Here is a 13,919-nt window from a genome sequence, read left to right on the forward strand (position 1 = left end):
AGAGAGGGATACTATGTCATCTAAATTAATAAGAGGAACGTTTATCTTAACGTTAGGGACCTTTATTTCGAAGTTTTTGGGTCTTTTTTATGTTATACCGTTTGATGATTTGTTAAAAGGTCATGAAGAAGGGGCGTCCCTTTATCAATATGGATATGTACCTTATACGATCTTTCTGACAGTAGCGACTGCAGGAGTGCCACTGGCCGTTTCAAAATTCGTTTCAAAATATAATGCCATCGGGGAATATGCCGTAGGGCGGAAATTATTTAAATCCGGGCTCGTGCTCATGACACTGACAGGGGTTGTATCATTCCTTATCATGTATGCATTCGCACCGATTTTCGCAGAAATGACGATTAAAAGCGATGAGCAGGTCATTTCCGTTGCTCAGGTGACCACCGTCATCAGGGCTGTGAGCTTTGCCTTGATCATCATTCCGTTCATGAGTTTGATCCGCGGATTCTTCCAGGGTCATCAATCCATGGGGCCGACAGCGGTTTCCCAGGTGATTGAACAAATCGTCCGGATCGTATTCCTCCTTGGCGGGATTTATGTCGTATTGAACATTCTGGATGGGACCGTGACAACGGCCATTTCCGTTGCGACATTCGCAGCTTTCGTAGGGGGGCTTGCAAGTCTTGGAGCATTGATCTGGTATTGGTTTAAGCGGAAACCTCATTTGGATGAACTCCTTGAAGAGGACCGCGGGAACGAAGAGGTTTCGTTAAAAGCGATGTACAAAGAAATCATTGCCTATTCGATTCCCTTCATTTTTGTGGGGCTCGCCAATCCATTGTTTCAACTGGTGGATCAGGTCACGTTCAATACCGCCATGGCTGATATCGGGAACGCGAAGGTCTCGGACCACGCTTTTGCCGTATTGAACTTCTACACGCATAAGCTTGTCATCATTCCGGTGTCACTGGCGACAGCTTTTTCCATGACGCTGATTCCTCTGATCACGACGTCTTATACGAGTGGTGACCGGAAGACGATGCGCAGGAACATTGACCAGACCTTTCAGATTCTGTTGTTTCTGACCGTGCCGGCAGCACTCGGACTAGCCCTTTTAGCTGAACCGATGTATACGTTGTTCTATCACAGTGATGCGCTCGGAACCTCGATTTTACGTTCCTATGCACCGGTAGCGATCCTGTTTGCATTATTTGCTGTCACTGCAGCGATTCTTCAAGGGATCGATGAGCAGAAATTCACGATTTTCAGTCTTCTAGTCGGCTTGCTGCTGAAGCTTGTTCTGAATATCCCGCTCATTCGCCTGTTTGAAACACAGGGTGCCGTGCTTGCGACAACGATCGGATATGCAGTGGCGATCCTGATCAATCTATATGTGATCAAAAAGTATGCACGCTATCAGTTCAGGTTGATTTTGAGAAGGACCATGTTCATCGGCGCATTGAATGCCGCCATGGCCGGGGTCGTATTGGTGCTGTATGGTATCCTGGTTAAATTCCTAAGTCCGGAGACAGGATTCCAATCAATCATCCTTGTAGCCATTTGCGGTGGAGTGGGGGCACTCGTTTACTTCTACCTGAGCTTAAGAAGCAAACTCGCAGACCGGTTGTTCGGTGACAAGATTTCGAAAATCCGCAGTAAACTGCGCATTGGGTAAAAGAAAAAGGGATGATGCTTGATCATCCCTTTTTTATTTTGATTAAAGCTGCTTACCTTCAGCAGCCTGTGTGAAGAATAATAGAAGGAAGGGCCACATGCCCACAGGAGACAGATATTAAAAGGAATAAATTGGAGAGTGATTGAGATGAGAATAGATAAAATGCTTGCGAATATGGGCTACGGCAGTCGGAAGGAAGTAAAGAAATTATTGAAGGATGGCGGCCTTCAGGTGAATGGGGAAGTCATCAAGGATGGAAAGATCCATATTGATACGGAAAAGGACACCGTCATGCTGAACGGTGAACAGGTCGAATATAAGGAATACATCTACCTGCTGATGAATAAGCCGCCGGGAGTCATTTCCGCTACTGAAGACGGACAGGATGAAACGGTTATTGACTTACTTCAGCTGGAAGATCAAATCTTCAATCCGTTTCCAGTTGGAAGACTGGATAAGGATACAGAAGGTTTCCTCCTCATTACGAACGACGGTCAATTATCCCACCAGCTTCTTTCACCGAAGCGCCATGTGCCGAAGACGTATTTTGCCGTGATCGACGGAGAAGTGGCAGAAGCGGATGTGGAAGCGTTCAAAAATGGTGTCACCTTGGATGATGGGTATGAAACGAAGCCGGGGGATTTAACGATCTTAAAATCCGGTCTGACTTCGGATATCGAATTGACGATTACGGAAGGGAAATTCCATCAGGTGAAAAGGATGTTTGAAAGTGTCGGGAAGCGCGTGGTTTATCTGAAGCGTTTGACCATGGGACCCCTTGAGCTTGATGAAGACCTGGAGCTTGGTGAGTACCGTGAACTGACGGAAGAGGAAGTAACGCTTCTTAAAGAATATAAACCCCAATAAAAAAACGGGGCAGCACCCTTCGCTAAAGGTGCTGTCCCGTTTTTTTTGCTATTTTAGTAAGTGTAGTCCGTTATTAGTTCTTTTAAGTTCAGTCTGCAGCCGTCAATGTCCGTTTAGGACGTCAGCTTTACTTTTTTCTCCGTAGTCGTCCACTGGCCACGGCTCGGGCTTTGGACGAGGTCGTTATAGGCTAACACGTTGAGATCTCTTTGTATGGTGCGAGGAGTAATGCCAAATTCGTCTACAAGATCTTGAGTTGTTACAGTACCCTTCTGTTTGATGTACATGTATACAGCTTTGATTCTAGTGAGCATACGATTGGTTGAAGGTTTCAAAAAACCACTCCCTCATCATTTTTCCAAAAAGGCAAAGACTACATGCGTCATGTGTGCACCTCACGTGCTACCATATGTACTATGCGCTTTAGACAACCCCTTTTCTACAAATAGAGTTTACTCATATGATGTCAGACAATTACATTGTACTCCTAATCCGACAAAATTTCTAGAATATTGTCCAAATTTACAAACAATTTACCTAGTAACTTGTTGGGTGTATTCCTAGAATATGAAGAAAATGCTAAAAATATGTATTTTGATTTAGATATGAGATGGGGGTGGGTGATTTCCGCCGCCTCCCCGTTTGGATTTCCCCGTCAAACAGTATAAAATGGGAGGGGAAGACAATACATATAAAGCAGGTGGTAGGTTTGAGTATCAATTGGACGAATGAAGTGGAGAAGCGGAAAGATGATTTGCTTAAGGACTTACAGAAATTCCTTCAGATTAAGAGTGTGCTGGATGAAGAGGATGCGACTGAAGAAGCACCGCTCGGAAAAGGTGTGAAGGAAGCCCTGTCTTACCTGTTGACTCTGGGTGAAAAAGACGGATTCACTCCTAAAAACGTTGATCATCTTGCGGGGCATTTAGAATTCGGCGAAGGGAAGGACCTTCTCGGCATTCTTTGTCATGTGGATGTGGTTCCTGAAGGGGACGGATGGAGCGTCGACCCTTATGGCGGTGAGATCAAGGACGGAAAGATCTTTGCCCGCGGAGCGATCGATGACAAGGGACCGACGATGGCCGCTTATTATGCTATGAAAATCGTCAAGGATCTGGATCCAACCTTCAATAAGAGGATCCGCATGATCATCGGGACGGATGAAGAAAGCGATTGGAGATGCGTGGAGCATTATTTCAAAAACGAGGAAATGCCGACGATGGGATTTGCTCCTGATGCCGATTTCCCGATCATCCATGCGGAAAAAGGGATCGCGGATTATGATCTTGTTCAGGTGAAGCCCGAGGAGATTGCTGAATCAGGGATCAAAGTCCTTTCCTTCGAGTCCGGCCGCCGGTATAACATGGTACCTGATTTTGCAAAGGCGATCATGGCTGTCGATGAAGACCATACGAAATGGGTACAGGATTTTGAAATCTTCACAAAAGATGAAGGCGTCAAAGGAAGCTATTATATTGAAAATGGGGAGCTTGTGTTCCAGGTGGAAGGCGTATCCTCACACGGAATGGAGCCTGACAATGGAAAGAATGCAGGGCTTTATTTAGCCGCTTTCTTATCAAAACTGCCACTCTCCTCTCAAGGGAAGCAGTTCTTTGAATTTACGACGAAGCATTTCTTCAAGGATTCAAGGGGAATCCAGCTTGGTATCAGCTATACGGACGACATTACGGGGGATCTGACCATCAATGTAGGGAAGCTCCGCTACTCGGAAGCTGAAGGCGGACGATTGGGCTTGAACATGCGTTATCCGGTGACGTTTGATATGGATAAAGGAAAGAGCATCATCGAGAACGTTAAGGGATATTCCATCGAGAATTTCACGGACAGCAAGCCACATCATGTTTCCAAGGATGATGAACTCGTACAGACCCTGAAAAAAGTATATGAAGATCAAACAGGCGAAAGAGGCGAGTTATTAAGTATTGGTGGAGGGACATATGCGAGAAGTCTGGAAGCCGGTGTAGCCTTCGGGGCATTATTCCCGGGCCGCGAAGATATTGCCCATCAGAAGGATGAATATATGTATATAGAGGATCTTCTTAAAGCGACGGCCATTTACGCCCAGGCGATTTATGAATTAGCGTGTGAAGCATAAGAGAGAGAGTGGGGGAGAGGCTAGGATGAACACAGTATTTGTAAACGGGGAACTGATCGATCGCGACAAGGCGAAGGTCGATATCGAGGACCGTGGTTATCAATTCGGTGACGGCATCTATGAAGTGATCCGGGTGTACGAGGGAACCACATTCACCATGAAAGAGCACATGGGAAGATTGTATCAAAGCGCTGAAAAAATGAAGCTTTCCATCCCGTATGAAGAAGAGGATTTCACATCAAAGCTCCTTCATTTGATTGACCTTAATGGGGTCAAAGACGGGATCGTATATGTACAAGTGACACGTGGTGTATCAGCACGTCAGCATCATTTTCCTTCAGAAGATGTAGTGGGAAGTGTCATCGCGTATACGAAGGACTTCCCTGTTCCAGCTCACCAGATGAAGCAGGGGGTAACAGCCAAACTCGTGGAAGATATCAGATGGCTGCGCTGTGACATAAAGAGCCTTAATCTGCTTGGTAACCTTCTGGCAAAACAGGAGGCGGCGACAGAAGGGCACTTCGAAGCGATTTTGCATCGCGGCGACACGGTAACCGAAGGCTCCTCTTCCAATGCCTTTATGGTGAAAAACGGGGTCATTTACACGCATCCCGTTACAAACCTGATCCTGAATGGAATCACAAGAAGAGTCATTGAAGATCTATGCAGAAAAAATGGGATTTCTTTTCAAGAAGAGACGTTTTCCGTTTCTGAATTGATGAAAGCGGAGGAAGTATTCATTGCCAGTACCACTTCAGAAGTGATGCCTGTAGTCGAAATTGATGGACAGGAAATCGGAGAAGGAACACCAGGTGCTGTCACGAAAAGGCTTCAGGAGCTGTTCAATAAAAGAAAAGGAATGCAAGCCCGTTAAACAAGTTGGAGGCCATACATGTTGATTTGTTCACAACCATTTATGAAGACCGAACGAAGAATAGAAGACAACCAGCAATTCACGGTAGAGACGGAGGAGCATCTTTATTTGTACAGTGACCGGATCGTCACTCCGACAAAAAGCTTCACCATTAAGGATGTGATGGATGTGTCAAGTAAGCCCCTGTCCGCTTACTATACATTTTTGTATCTTCACACCATCGAAGGGGTCTGGACGTTCGTCGTAAAATCTTCTCCCGAACAATTCATCTCACATTATCATAGCGTTAAATGAACATAAGAAAGAGGCTGCCCCATATTGGGCAGCCTCTTGGCATTTTATTAAAATCTGAATAAGTCACTTGATAGATAACGTTCTCCCGTATCGCAGGCGATGCAGACGACGACATCTTCAGGCGATAATTTTTTCGCCACTTCGATAGCGGCGTAACAAGCGGCCCCTGATGATGGTCCGACTAAAATTCCTTCTTCCCTTGCCATTCTGCGGGCGATGTCATAGGCCTGTTCGTCTTCGATTTTATGAATTTCATCATATACATCCGTATTCAGGATGTCGGGAACGAAGCCTGGACTTGTACCGACCAATTTATGCTTGCCTGGTTTCCCTCCTGATAGGACGGGCGACCCCGCCGGCTCCACTACATGGACAGCGAGCTCGGGATAATGCTCCTTCAACACTTCACCTGTTCCGGTGATCGTTCCCCCAGTCCCCGCCGTAGCAACGAATGCCGATAATGGCTTGCCGATTTCCTTCATGGCTTCGACGATTTCAAGGGCCGTTGTCTTCCGGTGGGCGTCCGGATTCGCATCGTTTTCAAACTGCATGGGCATGAAGCTGTTAGGGATTTTCTCCGTCAATTCTTTCGCTTTCTCGATGGCACCAGGCATTTTCTCATCCCCCGGTGTCAATACCACTTCAGCTCCATAGGCTTTCAAGAGGTTGATGCGCTCTTGAGTCATCGTATCCGGCATCACAAGGATCGCACGATAGCCCCGTGCCGCTGCATTCATGGCAAGGCCGATCCCCGTGTTTCCACTGGTAGGCTCGATGATGGTCGAACCTTCTTTCAAGAAGCCTTCCTTTTCCGCTTCGACGATCATTTGATAGGCGGCTCTGTCCTTGACGCTTTTACTCGGGTTGTAGAATTCTAATTTCACATATACATCTGCACCGTCAGCAGGGTTTAACCGATTTAATTTTACAAGGGGGGTGTCCCCGATCAAGTCTGCGATATTTTGTACTACCTTCATGTTCATCTTCCTTTCAGAAAACTTTCTTCTTCTATCGTACTAATTCAGACAAATCTTATCAAATAAATTAGCTTTGTATTTCATTTTTGTTGCATTTCCTTCTAGTCATTCTCTCTCATGACACATTTTGCTAAAATGAAAGTAATAATAGAAAGGACAGGTGATATGTTGAAACCTCACTATTTCTTTGCACTTTCCCTGCCTGAGGGAACGAAAGAATATATTAACGCGTGCATGGAGCCGATGAGGCTTGGGGGCTCGTTCAAGAAATGGGTCCACCCGGAGGATTATCACCTGACTCTGGCTTTTTTAGGGAGTGCGGATGAACTCGGGCCGGTCATGGATAAAGTGGGGAGGTTGAGGTATCCTTCTTTTCCGTTGACCTTGAGCGGGTTTGGTATGTTCGGTAAGAGTGATTCCCCGAGGATCCTGTGGATGGGGGTCGAACCTTCAGACATGCTGCACCGTCTCAGGGACCTTGTGTATGGTTCATGTGAAGAAGCGGGCTTTCAATTGGATCAGCGACCATTTTCACCGCATATCACAGTGGGGCGCAAATGGAATGAGGAATATCCCTTTACCCAAGAGTGGCTGAATGGATTCCAGCCTGCAGAGCGTCATACGTTTACAGCAACAGAATTGGCATTATATCAAACCCACACGGACCGGCTGCCTAAGTACGAAGCCATCCACACCATACCTTTACAGGCAAATTGACCTACACGAAAGGAGTGATTCCTATGGCACAGCTGATTAAACTTCAAGATTATGTTTCACGATACGAAACGGATTTATATAGATATCCTTCCCAATTTGTCCGATTAAAAAAGCAGCAATGGGAAAAAATGAAACAACATTGGGAGGATGGTGATCTGCCAAAGCCCTCACCACCAGTACAGGAATTGGCTGACGAAGAGAAGAACTCCATGAAAGACAAGCTCTTTTCCCTTTTTAAGAAGAAAGAGGATGAAGAAGAAGTAACGATTCCAGAGCCGAGTGATGAAGACCTTCATTTTGACATGGATGCAGGTCAGGATATCCATTCGGAAGAGGAATTGAAGGCGTCCTTCTTGAACCTTGTATTTGATTTTCAGCTGAGATGGGCGAGTTCCACGATCACGGAGAAATCCTATGTGGATAACAGTTACCATTATGACGAACGATTACGGTATCTTCTTCAACGCTTCCCGGATAATATTTTTGTCATGTACAACCCCGTCCTGAAAATTAAAAATGCACCTGTGGAACTTGAAACGGTCCTGATCACCCCTACAGGCATATGGTGTTTGACCTTTCTCGAGTTTGAAGAGGGAACAGCCTATATCGGTTCAGGGGAGCGTTTTTGGGTGAAAAAATGGGGGGATAGGGAGGAAAAAGTGTTAAATCCTCTCATCGGGTTGAAAAGGATGGAGAGAATCGTCCATCAGATCATCCGTTATGCCGGGGTGGAACTTCCCATTTATCAAGCCGTCATAAGTAGGAATGGTTACATAGATTATCCTCAATCCCCAGTCGGGATTCAGTTATTGGATAAACGGATCCACCATGAATGGTTCCAGCAGCAGCGTTCAAGTTCTTCACCAGTTAAGAGTGTCCAGCTGAAAGCGGCACAGGCCATTATGGAGTATTGTCAAACGACATCCTTCAAGAGGCTGCAGTGGGAAGAAACGGCGTCAGAGGAGTAGCCGTCGGTTTTGAGAAGACTCGTATAGGGTATATTCTTTCAAATAGCGGTTGATTGACTACTTCATAAAAAACAGGCATATATCTTAATAAAAGATTAAAGATAGAGATGGGAAATGAAACCGTGAGCAGCGGAGCAAATAGAATTGTAGTGAATAATATAAGGTAGCGGTCATTCTAACGAATACAATTCTTAAAGATGGCAGAGAGTCGGAAAATGTTAAACAAAAGTGGGTGGCAGAAGTGTTAGTCATTAGCAGGCATTATGACGCGTTTTTAGATACATTCAATGTAATTACCATGATCCTTCCATACGATTATCATGAAGGGAACTCGAATCACTTCACTCTGATCAAGGATGATGAAAAGATCTCTCTTCATATCGAAGAGAAGATTCCCCTGAATGATGCGATGAAATATGTGACGACCATTCAGAGTGAAAAGATCATTTTAGGTGACACGTATGAAATCGTCGACGAATATGGAACAAAGACAGATCTTCAGATCGGGGCGGTCATTCGGACCGAAGAATTTGATCAAAGGTACTATTACAATGGAAATGACCTCGGGGTAACGTATCAGGATGGATGCACCGTATTCAAGGTATGGGCCCCGACTGCGACAGAGGTTCGGTTGAAGCTCAAATCACCGGATGATGAAGAAATCCAATACCCGTATATGAGAATGGAAAACGGTGTATGGGAATGCCGGGTCGATACCGATATAGAAGGCTATTTCTATTCAATCCTCCCGTGCATCAATCTCGTTTGGGATGAGCTGATCGATCCTTATGCGAAAGCGGTCTCATTGAATAGTGAATGGGGCTGTGTCATCAATCCGGGGGAAAAGATTGCTCCCCTCGCCCCATTAGCCTCTCCGACGGATAGCGTGATTTACGAATTGAATATCAGGGATTTCTCTGCCCAGAAAGAGAGCGGGATGAAGTATCGGGGGAAGTACAGCGCCTTTACGGAAAAAGGAACGAAGACACCGAAAGGATTCTCAAGCGGGATTGAGTACTTGAAGGAGCTCGGCGTCACACATGTGGAGCTGCTTCCCGTAAATGACTTCGACGGTGTGACGGATATCCCTTCAGACACCACCTATAATTGGGGATACAATCCCTTATTTTTCAATGCACCTGAAGGGAGTTACAGCTTAAAGCCTGAAGATCCATATGAGCGGATCAGAGAATTAAAAGCTGTGATCCGAAGCCTTCACGATGAGAATATCAGGGTCATTCAGGACGTGGTCTACAACCACGTGTTCATCCGTGAACATTCATCTTTTGAAAAACTCGTGCCCGGCTATTTTTTCCGACATGATGAAAATGGCTTACCGTCAAACGGGACGGGGGTAGGGAATGACTTCGCCTCAGAACGTCTCATGGCAAGAAAGTTCATTGTCGATTCGATTCTTTATTGGATAAATGAATACGGTGTGGACGGTTTCCGTTTTGATTTGATGGGGATCCTGGACGTCAAGACGATGACCGTGATCCGTGAAGAAGTGGATAAGGTGCTCCCTGGAGCGATTTTAATAGGAGAAGGCTGGGATCTGAATACGCCACTCCCACCCCACCAAAAAGCCAATCTTCGGAATGCTCATCATCTTCAGGGAATCGGACAATTCAATGATTGGTTCAGGGACACCATTAAAGGAAGTACATTTAATTTGTATGACAAAGGCTTTGCCCTCGGTCACGGACACCTCGAACAGAAGGTGGAGCTGGTCCTCACCGGCAGCATCGGGATGAAGAGCGGGGAACGGGGACTATTTAAAGAACCCGCTCAATCCGTCAACTATGTAGAGTCCCATGATAACCATACCTTGTGGGATAAAATGAAGGCATGCATGAATGAAGAGGAAGAAACTCTTAAGGCCAGGCACAAATTAGCGACCACGATGGTGCTCATGTCTCAAGGGATCCCCTTTCTCCATGCAGGGCAGGAATTCTTCAGAACGAAAAAGGGAATCGAGAACAGCTATAACTCACCCGTAGAAATCAATCAGCTGGACTGGGTCCGAAGAGAAGAGTACGATGAAGTGGTCCAGTATGTGAAAGCCCTGATCCAGATACGGAAAAGTCACGGGGCCTTCCGGTTTCAAAAGGGTGATTTGATCCGGGAGCATGTAAAAGTGTCTCACAGCAAGGCGAATCTCGTGTATGTCACCTATCAGAATGTCCATCCATATGGTCCATGGGATGAGATCCTCATGGTCTTTCACTCGGATACAAAACCATGCGAATATACCCTGGCAGAAGGGAAACAATGGATCTGTTTGTCGGATGGCCACAAGGCAGGCGTAAGCGGCCTGTATGATGTGGAGGGGACTTCCATCACCCTCCGGCCGGTGTCTTCCTATGTATTTGTAAGGTGACCATTCATTCCTGTGCTTGACGAAAACGCAAGATGACGATAAAATCGTAAACAGATGGCTATTGATTTGTATTGCCCAATAGCTGTCTTTTTTATTTTATTAGACTTTTTCAATAAGTAATCAACATGATAAAAAAGAACCTATAAACGTGAACATATAAACATGACAAAGGACCAATAGAAGGTGAATATATTGGAACACTTATTTGACCAAGATTGGGAAATAGTCCCCGCAGGCGGTGCGACGGGAGAAGCGTTCTTTGCTCAGTATCAGGAGCAGAGGTTATTTCTGAAGCGTAATTCTTCCCCTTTTGTGGCTGTTTTATCAGCAGAAGGAATCGTACCCAAGCTTGTTTGGACAAAACGAATGGAAAACGGGGACGTCATCACGGCACAACACTGGTTAAATGGGAGAGAGTTAAAGCCCGAAGAGATGAAGGATGAACGGGTGGCGAGGCTGTTGAACAAGATCCACTCCTCGAAACCTCTTTCAACCATGCTCGAGCGGCTTGGTAAAGAACCGTTTCAACCGGAGCATATGCTGACGGAAGTGGAGACGGGACTCGAGTTCGATCTTCTTTCATTGCCTGTCATCAGAGAGGCGCTTTCATTTCTTCAAAAGGAGCTTATGGAAGTACAACAGGATGAATATGTGGTCTGTCACGGAGACGTCAACCATAACAACTGGCTGCTGTCAGATTACAACCAGTTGTATTTAATCGACTGGGACGGAGCGATGATCGCAGATCCGGCTTTTGATGTAGGCTTGCTGTTATACTGGTATATCCCTGAGGATCAGTGGGAAAGCTGGCTGACCCAGTATGGTGCGGAGCTTACGGATAATTTGAAGCTGCGCATGAAATGGTATGTGGTGGCTCAGACGATCCTATCCATTCAATGGCATAAGGGTAAGGCGCGTTTCCACGAAATGAATCACTGGATTCAATATTTACACAAGGTGATATGAATCAGGAATAGCTGTTCATATCCGTGACCCATTGGGACAGGTTTTGTTTATTAGTCGTAATATGGTTCGTTAAGTCAGATGATGAAATCCCGCTTTGACTGTACTGATAAATTTCCTGCAAAACGGGTTTGACGTTTTCATGAATATCGGCATTGACCATCAAGGACTTGACCAACCGTTCAACCTGCTCACATTCCGAAACCGAACCGCAGCAATCCGTCGAATGATTGCTTAATATATCTGATAATAACTGCATTTGATTCTGTGAATTTAAAGGCATCGAGTACACCCTTTCATTTTTCGTATGGTGGAATGAACCACGTACATTCTAAGGTCCCTTCAAATGAACAGACCCAAAAAGGAATTCACTACTAGTGTGTGAATTCCTTTTTCAATTATGCGCCCTTTTTTGAGGGACGGACCTCCACTCGGGCGCTCCATTCCATTTTTGGCTCTTGCATAGGACGGGGAGTCATGGTATGTTTTTTTCGATAATAAAAAATGAGGTGTCTACATGCGTTTACGTCATAAACCATGGGCTTCTGAGAAAATCAGTGATCATCCACAGTATGTTGTGGCAGAACCCCAGGAGAAAAAAGGTCAATGGAACAAAGAGTTTGAGAACGATAACCCGATCCATATCGAGGTAGGGACAGGAAAAGGTCAATTCGTCACGGAAATGGCAAGGGCCAATCCAGACGTTAATTATATAGGAATCGAGTTATATGAAAGTGTCATCGTGACGGCTCTTGATCGCCTGATCGAAGCGGAACTTCCGAACGTCAAGCTGTTGAGTGTCGATGCGAGGAATCTCACGGAATACTTCGAAGCGGGGGAAGTGGACAGAGTGTATCTGAACTTCTCTGATCCATGGCCCAAGAACCGCCATGAAAAACGCCGTCTGACATACAAGGACTTCTTATCCATGTATGAACAAATCCTGATCAAGGGCGGGGAAATCCACTTCAAGACAGATAATCAAGCATTATTCGAGTACTCCTTAAAAAGTTTCTCATGGTACGGACTTCATCTGAATTTCTTAAGCCTCGACCTTCATAATAGTGAATTCGAAGGCAATATCATGACAGAATACGAAGAAAAATTCTCAGCCAAAGGGCAAAGAATCTACCGCGTCGAAGCCCAGTTTCAAAATTAATCATAAGATAGAGGCCGCTCTGTGAATTCGCGAGGGCGGTTTTTGATTGCCGAGGCATCCGCCTACAAGTTGTCCATGTATTCTGATAAAATGAAAGGGTATGAACAAAGGAGGAATCAGGATGGAAACGTTGAAGGTTGGAGATCTGACGATACACTGGCTTAATGGCGGCGTGACCCATATGGATGGGGGAGCGATGTTTGGTGTCGTACCAAAGCCTCTTTGGTCAAAGAAATACCCCGTAAATGAACTGAATCAGATTGAATTGCGAACGGACCCGCTATTCTTCCAGTGGGAAGGGAAAAATGTATTAATCGAATCAGGTATCGGCAAAGGGAAACTGAATGATAAACAAAAGCGCAATTACGGTGTGCATGAAGAATCGGATATTGAAGCATCCCTTGCATCCCTTGGCCTTACGCCAAACGATATTGATATGGTCTTGATGACGCACATGCACTTTGACCATGCATGCGGATTGACGAGGTTTGAGGGAAAGGAACTGGTTCCTGTCTTCCCGAATGCCGTCATCTACACCTCTCAGGTGGAGTGGGATGAGATGAGGAACCCGAATGTGCGCTCCCGCAATACATACTGGAAGGAAAATTGGGAAAGCATTCAATCCCAAGTGGAAACGTTCAAAGACGAGATGGAAGTCCTTCCAGGGATCAAGATGGTTCACACCGGCGGTCACAGTGACGGCCATTCGATCATTCTCATGGAGCATGGCGGAGATACATTCATTCATATGGCAGATATCATGCCGACCCACGCGCACAAGAATCCATTATGGGTACTCGCTTATGATGACTATCCGATGACGTCCATCGGGGCAAAAGAAAAATGGATAGGGAAAGCGATTGAAGGAGAGTACTGGTTCCTTTTCTATCATGATGCGGTATATAGAGGCATCAAGTGGAATAGAGACGGGGAAATCATTGATAAGATAATGAGAGAAAAATAAGAAAAGG

The 13,919-nt window shown here is 45.5% G+C and carries 14 protein-coding genes; 11 read left to right on the plus strand and 3 right to left on the minus strand.

Annotated features, from left to right (window positions below; translation table 11 throughout):
• Positions 1 to 13 precede the first annotated feature (13 nt).
• Together ACSQ2E_RS05300 and ACSQ2E_RS05305 are read left to right on the plus strand one after the other, a co-directional pair.
• Positions 14 to 1,633 carry a putative polysaccharide biosynthesis protein gene (locus ACSQ2E_RS05300; protein ID WP_435989588.1) on the plus strand — a complete coding sequence of 540 codons (1,620 nt, stop codon included), beginning with the start codon at positions 14 to 16 and terminating at the stop codon, positions 1,631 to 1,633.
• A gap of 147 nt (positions 1,634 to 1,780) precedes the next feature.
• Positions 1,781 to 2,500: a pseudouridine synthase gene (locus ACSQ2E_RS05305; protein WP_435989589.1), complete on the plus strand. Its 720-nt coding sequence runs from the start codon at positions 1,781 to 1,783 to the stop codon at positions 2,498 to 2,500.
• Positions 2,501 to 2,613: 113 nt separating this feature from the next.
• Here ACSQ2E_RS05305 and ACSQ2E_RS05310 read toward each other — a convergent pair whose 3' ends face one another.
• The gene (locus tag ACSQ2E_RS05310) at positions 2,614 to 2,835 is read right to left on the minus strand and encodes a DeoR family transcriptional regulator (protein WP_034765604.1); all 222 of its coding nucleotides are present in this window, start codon (positions 2,833 to 2,835) and stop codon (positions 2,614 to 2,616) included.
• A 374-nt stretch (positions 2,836 to 3,209) separates the two neighbouring features.
• Here ACSQ2E_RS05310 and pepV point away from each other — a divergent pair, with 374 nt between their 5' ends.
• The 3 genes from pepV to ACSQ2E_RS05325 are packed head-to-tail and all read left to right on the plus strand — an operon-like array spanning position 3,210 to position 5,784.
• On the plus strand, positions 3,210 to 4,616 hold the full coding sequence (gene pepV / locus ACSQ2E_RS05315; protein WP_435989590.1) for a dipeptidase PepV: 1,407 nt from the start codon (positions 3,210 to 3,212) through the stop codon (positions 4,614 to 4,616).
• A gap of 25 nt (positions 4,617 to 4,641) precedes the next feature.
• Positions 4,642 to 5,490, plus strand: coding sequence for a D-amino-acid transaminase (dat, locus tag ACSQ2E_RS05320; protein WP_435989591.1), 849 nt, complete (start codon positions 4,642 to 4,644; stop codon positions 5,488 to 5,490).
• Between the two features lie 18 nt (positions 5,491 to 5,508).
• Positions 5,509 to 5,784: a hypothetical protein gene (locus ACSQ2E_RS05325; protein ID WP_060672935.1), complete on the plus strand. Its 276-nt coding sequence runs from the start codon at positions 5,509 to 5,511 to the stop codon at positions 5,782 to 5,784.
• Positions 5,785 to 5,831: 47 nt separating this feature from the next.
• On the opposite strand, the gene cysK is transcribed toward ACSQ2E_RS05325, so the two are convergent.
• Positions 5,832 to 6,761 (minus strand): cysteine synthase A, encoded by a 930-nt coding sequence (gene cysK, locus ACSQ2E_RS05330; protein WP_435989592.1) that lies wholly within the window; start codon positions 6,759 to 6,761, stop codon positions 5,832 to 5,834.
• Positions 6,762 to 6,926: 165 nt separating this feature from the next.
• Between cysK and thpR the strand changes: the two genes are divergently transcribed.
• The 4 genes from thpR (at position 6,927) to ACSQ2E_RS05350 (ending at position 11,792) form a co-directional block, all read left to right on the plus strand.
• On the plus strand, positions 6,927 to 7,478 hold the full coding sequence (gene thpR / locus ACSQ2E_RS05335; protein WP_435989593.1) for an RNA 2',3'-cyclic phosphodiesterase: 552 nt from the start codon (positions 6,927 to 6,929) through the stop codon (positions 7,476 to 7,478).
• 23 nt (positions 7,479 to 7,501) lie between these two features.
• Positions 7,502 to 8,446 (plus strand): nuclease-related domain-containing protein, encoded by a 945-nt coding sequence (locus ACSQ2E_RS05340; protein ID WP_435989594.1) that lies wholly within the window; start codon positions 7,502 to 7,504, stop codon positions 8,444 to 8,446.
• 241 nt (positions 8,447 to 8,687) lie between these two features.
• On the plus strand, positions 8,688 to 10,826 hold the full coding sequence (pulA, locus tag ACSQ2E_RS05345; RefSeq protein WP_435989595.1) for a type I pullulanase: 2,139 nt from the start codon (positions 8,688 to 8,690) through the stop codon (positions 10,824 to 10,826).
• 192 nt (positions 10,827 to 11,018) lie between these two features.
• Positions 11,019 to 11,792 carry a phosphotransferase family protein gene (locus ACSQ2E_RS05350; RefSeq protein ID WP_034765627.1) on the plus strand — a complete coding sequence of 258 codons (774 nt, stop codon included), beginning with the start codon at positions 11,019 to 11,021 and terminating at the stop codon, positions 11,790 to 11,792.
• A gap of 1 nt (position 11,793) precedes the next feature.
• Here ACSQ2E_RS05350 and ACSQ2E_RS05355 read toward each other — a convergent pair whose 3' ends face one another.
• Positions 11,794 to 12,072: a YtzH-like family protein gene (locus ACSQ2E_RS05355; protein WP_034765629.1), complete on the minus strand. Its 279-nt coding sequence runs from the start codon at positions 12,070 to 12,072 to the stop codon at positions 11,794 to 11,796.
• 234 nt (positions 12,073 to 12,306) lie between these two features.
• On the opposite strand from ACSQ2E_RS05355, the gene trmB reads away from it, so the two are divergent.
• Both trmB and ACSQ2E_RS05365 read left to right on the plus strand, forming a co-directional pair.
• Complete coding sequence (gene trmB, locus ACSQ2E_RS05360; protein ID WP_435989596.1) at positions 12,307 to 12,948, plus strand: tRNA (guanosine(46)-N7)-methyltransferase TrmB; 642 nt, start codon at positions 12,307 to 12,309, stop codon at positions 12,946 to 12,948.
• A 121-nt stretch (positions 12,949 to 13,069) separates the two neighbouring features.
• The gene (locus ACSQ2E_RS05365) at positions 13,070 to 13,912 is read left to right on the plus strand and encodes a YtnP family quorum-quenching lactonase (RefSeq protein ID WP_435989597.1); all 843 of its coding nucleotides are present in this window, start codon (positions 13,070 to 13,072) and stop codon (positions 13,910 to 13,912) included.
• Positions 13,913 to 13,919: the final 7 nt, after the last annotated feature.

This window comes from Rossellomorea sp. LjRoot5 (assembly GCF_964253455.1).
GTDB lineage: Bacteria > Bacillota > Bacilli > Bacillales > Bacillaceae_B > Rossellomorea.

Excerpts from the sequence above, each read along its gene's own strand:
- ACSQ2E_RS05340 (WP_435989594.1), top strand. The coding sequence starts at position 7,502 with ATGGCACAGCTGATTAAACTTCAAGATTATGTTTCACGATACGAAACG.
- ACSQ2E_RS05300 (WP_435989588.1), top strand. The coding sequence starts at position 14 with ATGTCATCTAAATTAATAAGAGGAACGTTTATCTTAACGTTAGGGACC.
- ACSQ2E_RS05355 (WP_034765629.1), bottom strand. The coding sequence starts at position 12,072 with ATGCCTTTAAATTCACAGAATCAAATGCAGTTATTATCAGATATATTA.
- thpR (WP_435989593.1), top strand. The coding sequence starts at position 6,927 with ATGTTGAAACCTCACTATTTCTTTGCACTTTCCCTGCCTGAGGGAACG.
- ACSQ2E_RS05305 (WP_435989589.1), top strand. The coding sequence starts at position 1,781 with ATGAGAATAGATAAAATGCTTGCGAATATGGGCTACGGCAGTCGGAAG.
- cysK (WP_435989592.1), bottom strand. The coding sequence starts at position 6,761 with ATGAAGGTAGTACAAAATATCGCAGACTTGATCGGGGACACCCCCCTT.
- ACSQ2E_RS05325 (WP_060672935.1), top strand. The coding sequence starts at position 5,509 with ATGTTGATTTGTTCACAACCATTTATGAAGACCGAACGAAGAATAGAA.
- dat (WP_435989591.1), top strand. The coding sequence starts at position 4,642 with ATGAACACAGTATTTGTAAACGGGGAACTGATCGATCGCGACAAGGCG.
- ACSQ2E_RS05365 (WP_435989597.1), top strand. The coding sequence starts at position 13,070 with ATGGAAACGTTGAAGGTTGGAGATCTGACGATACACTGGCTTAATGGC.
- trmB (WP_435989596.1), top strand. The coding sequence starts at position 12,307 with ATGCGTTTACGTCATAAACCATGGGCTTCTGAGAAAATCAGTGATCAT.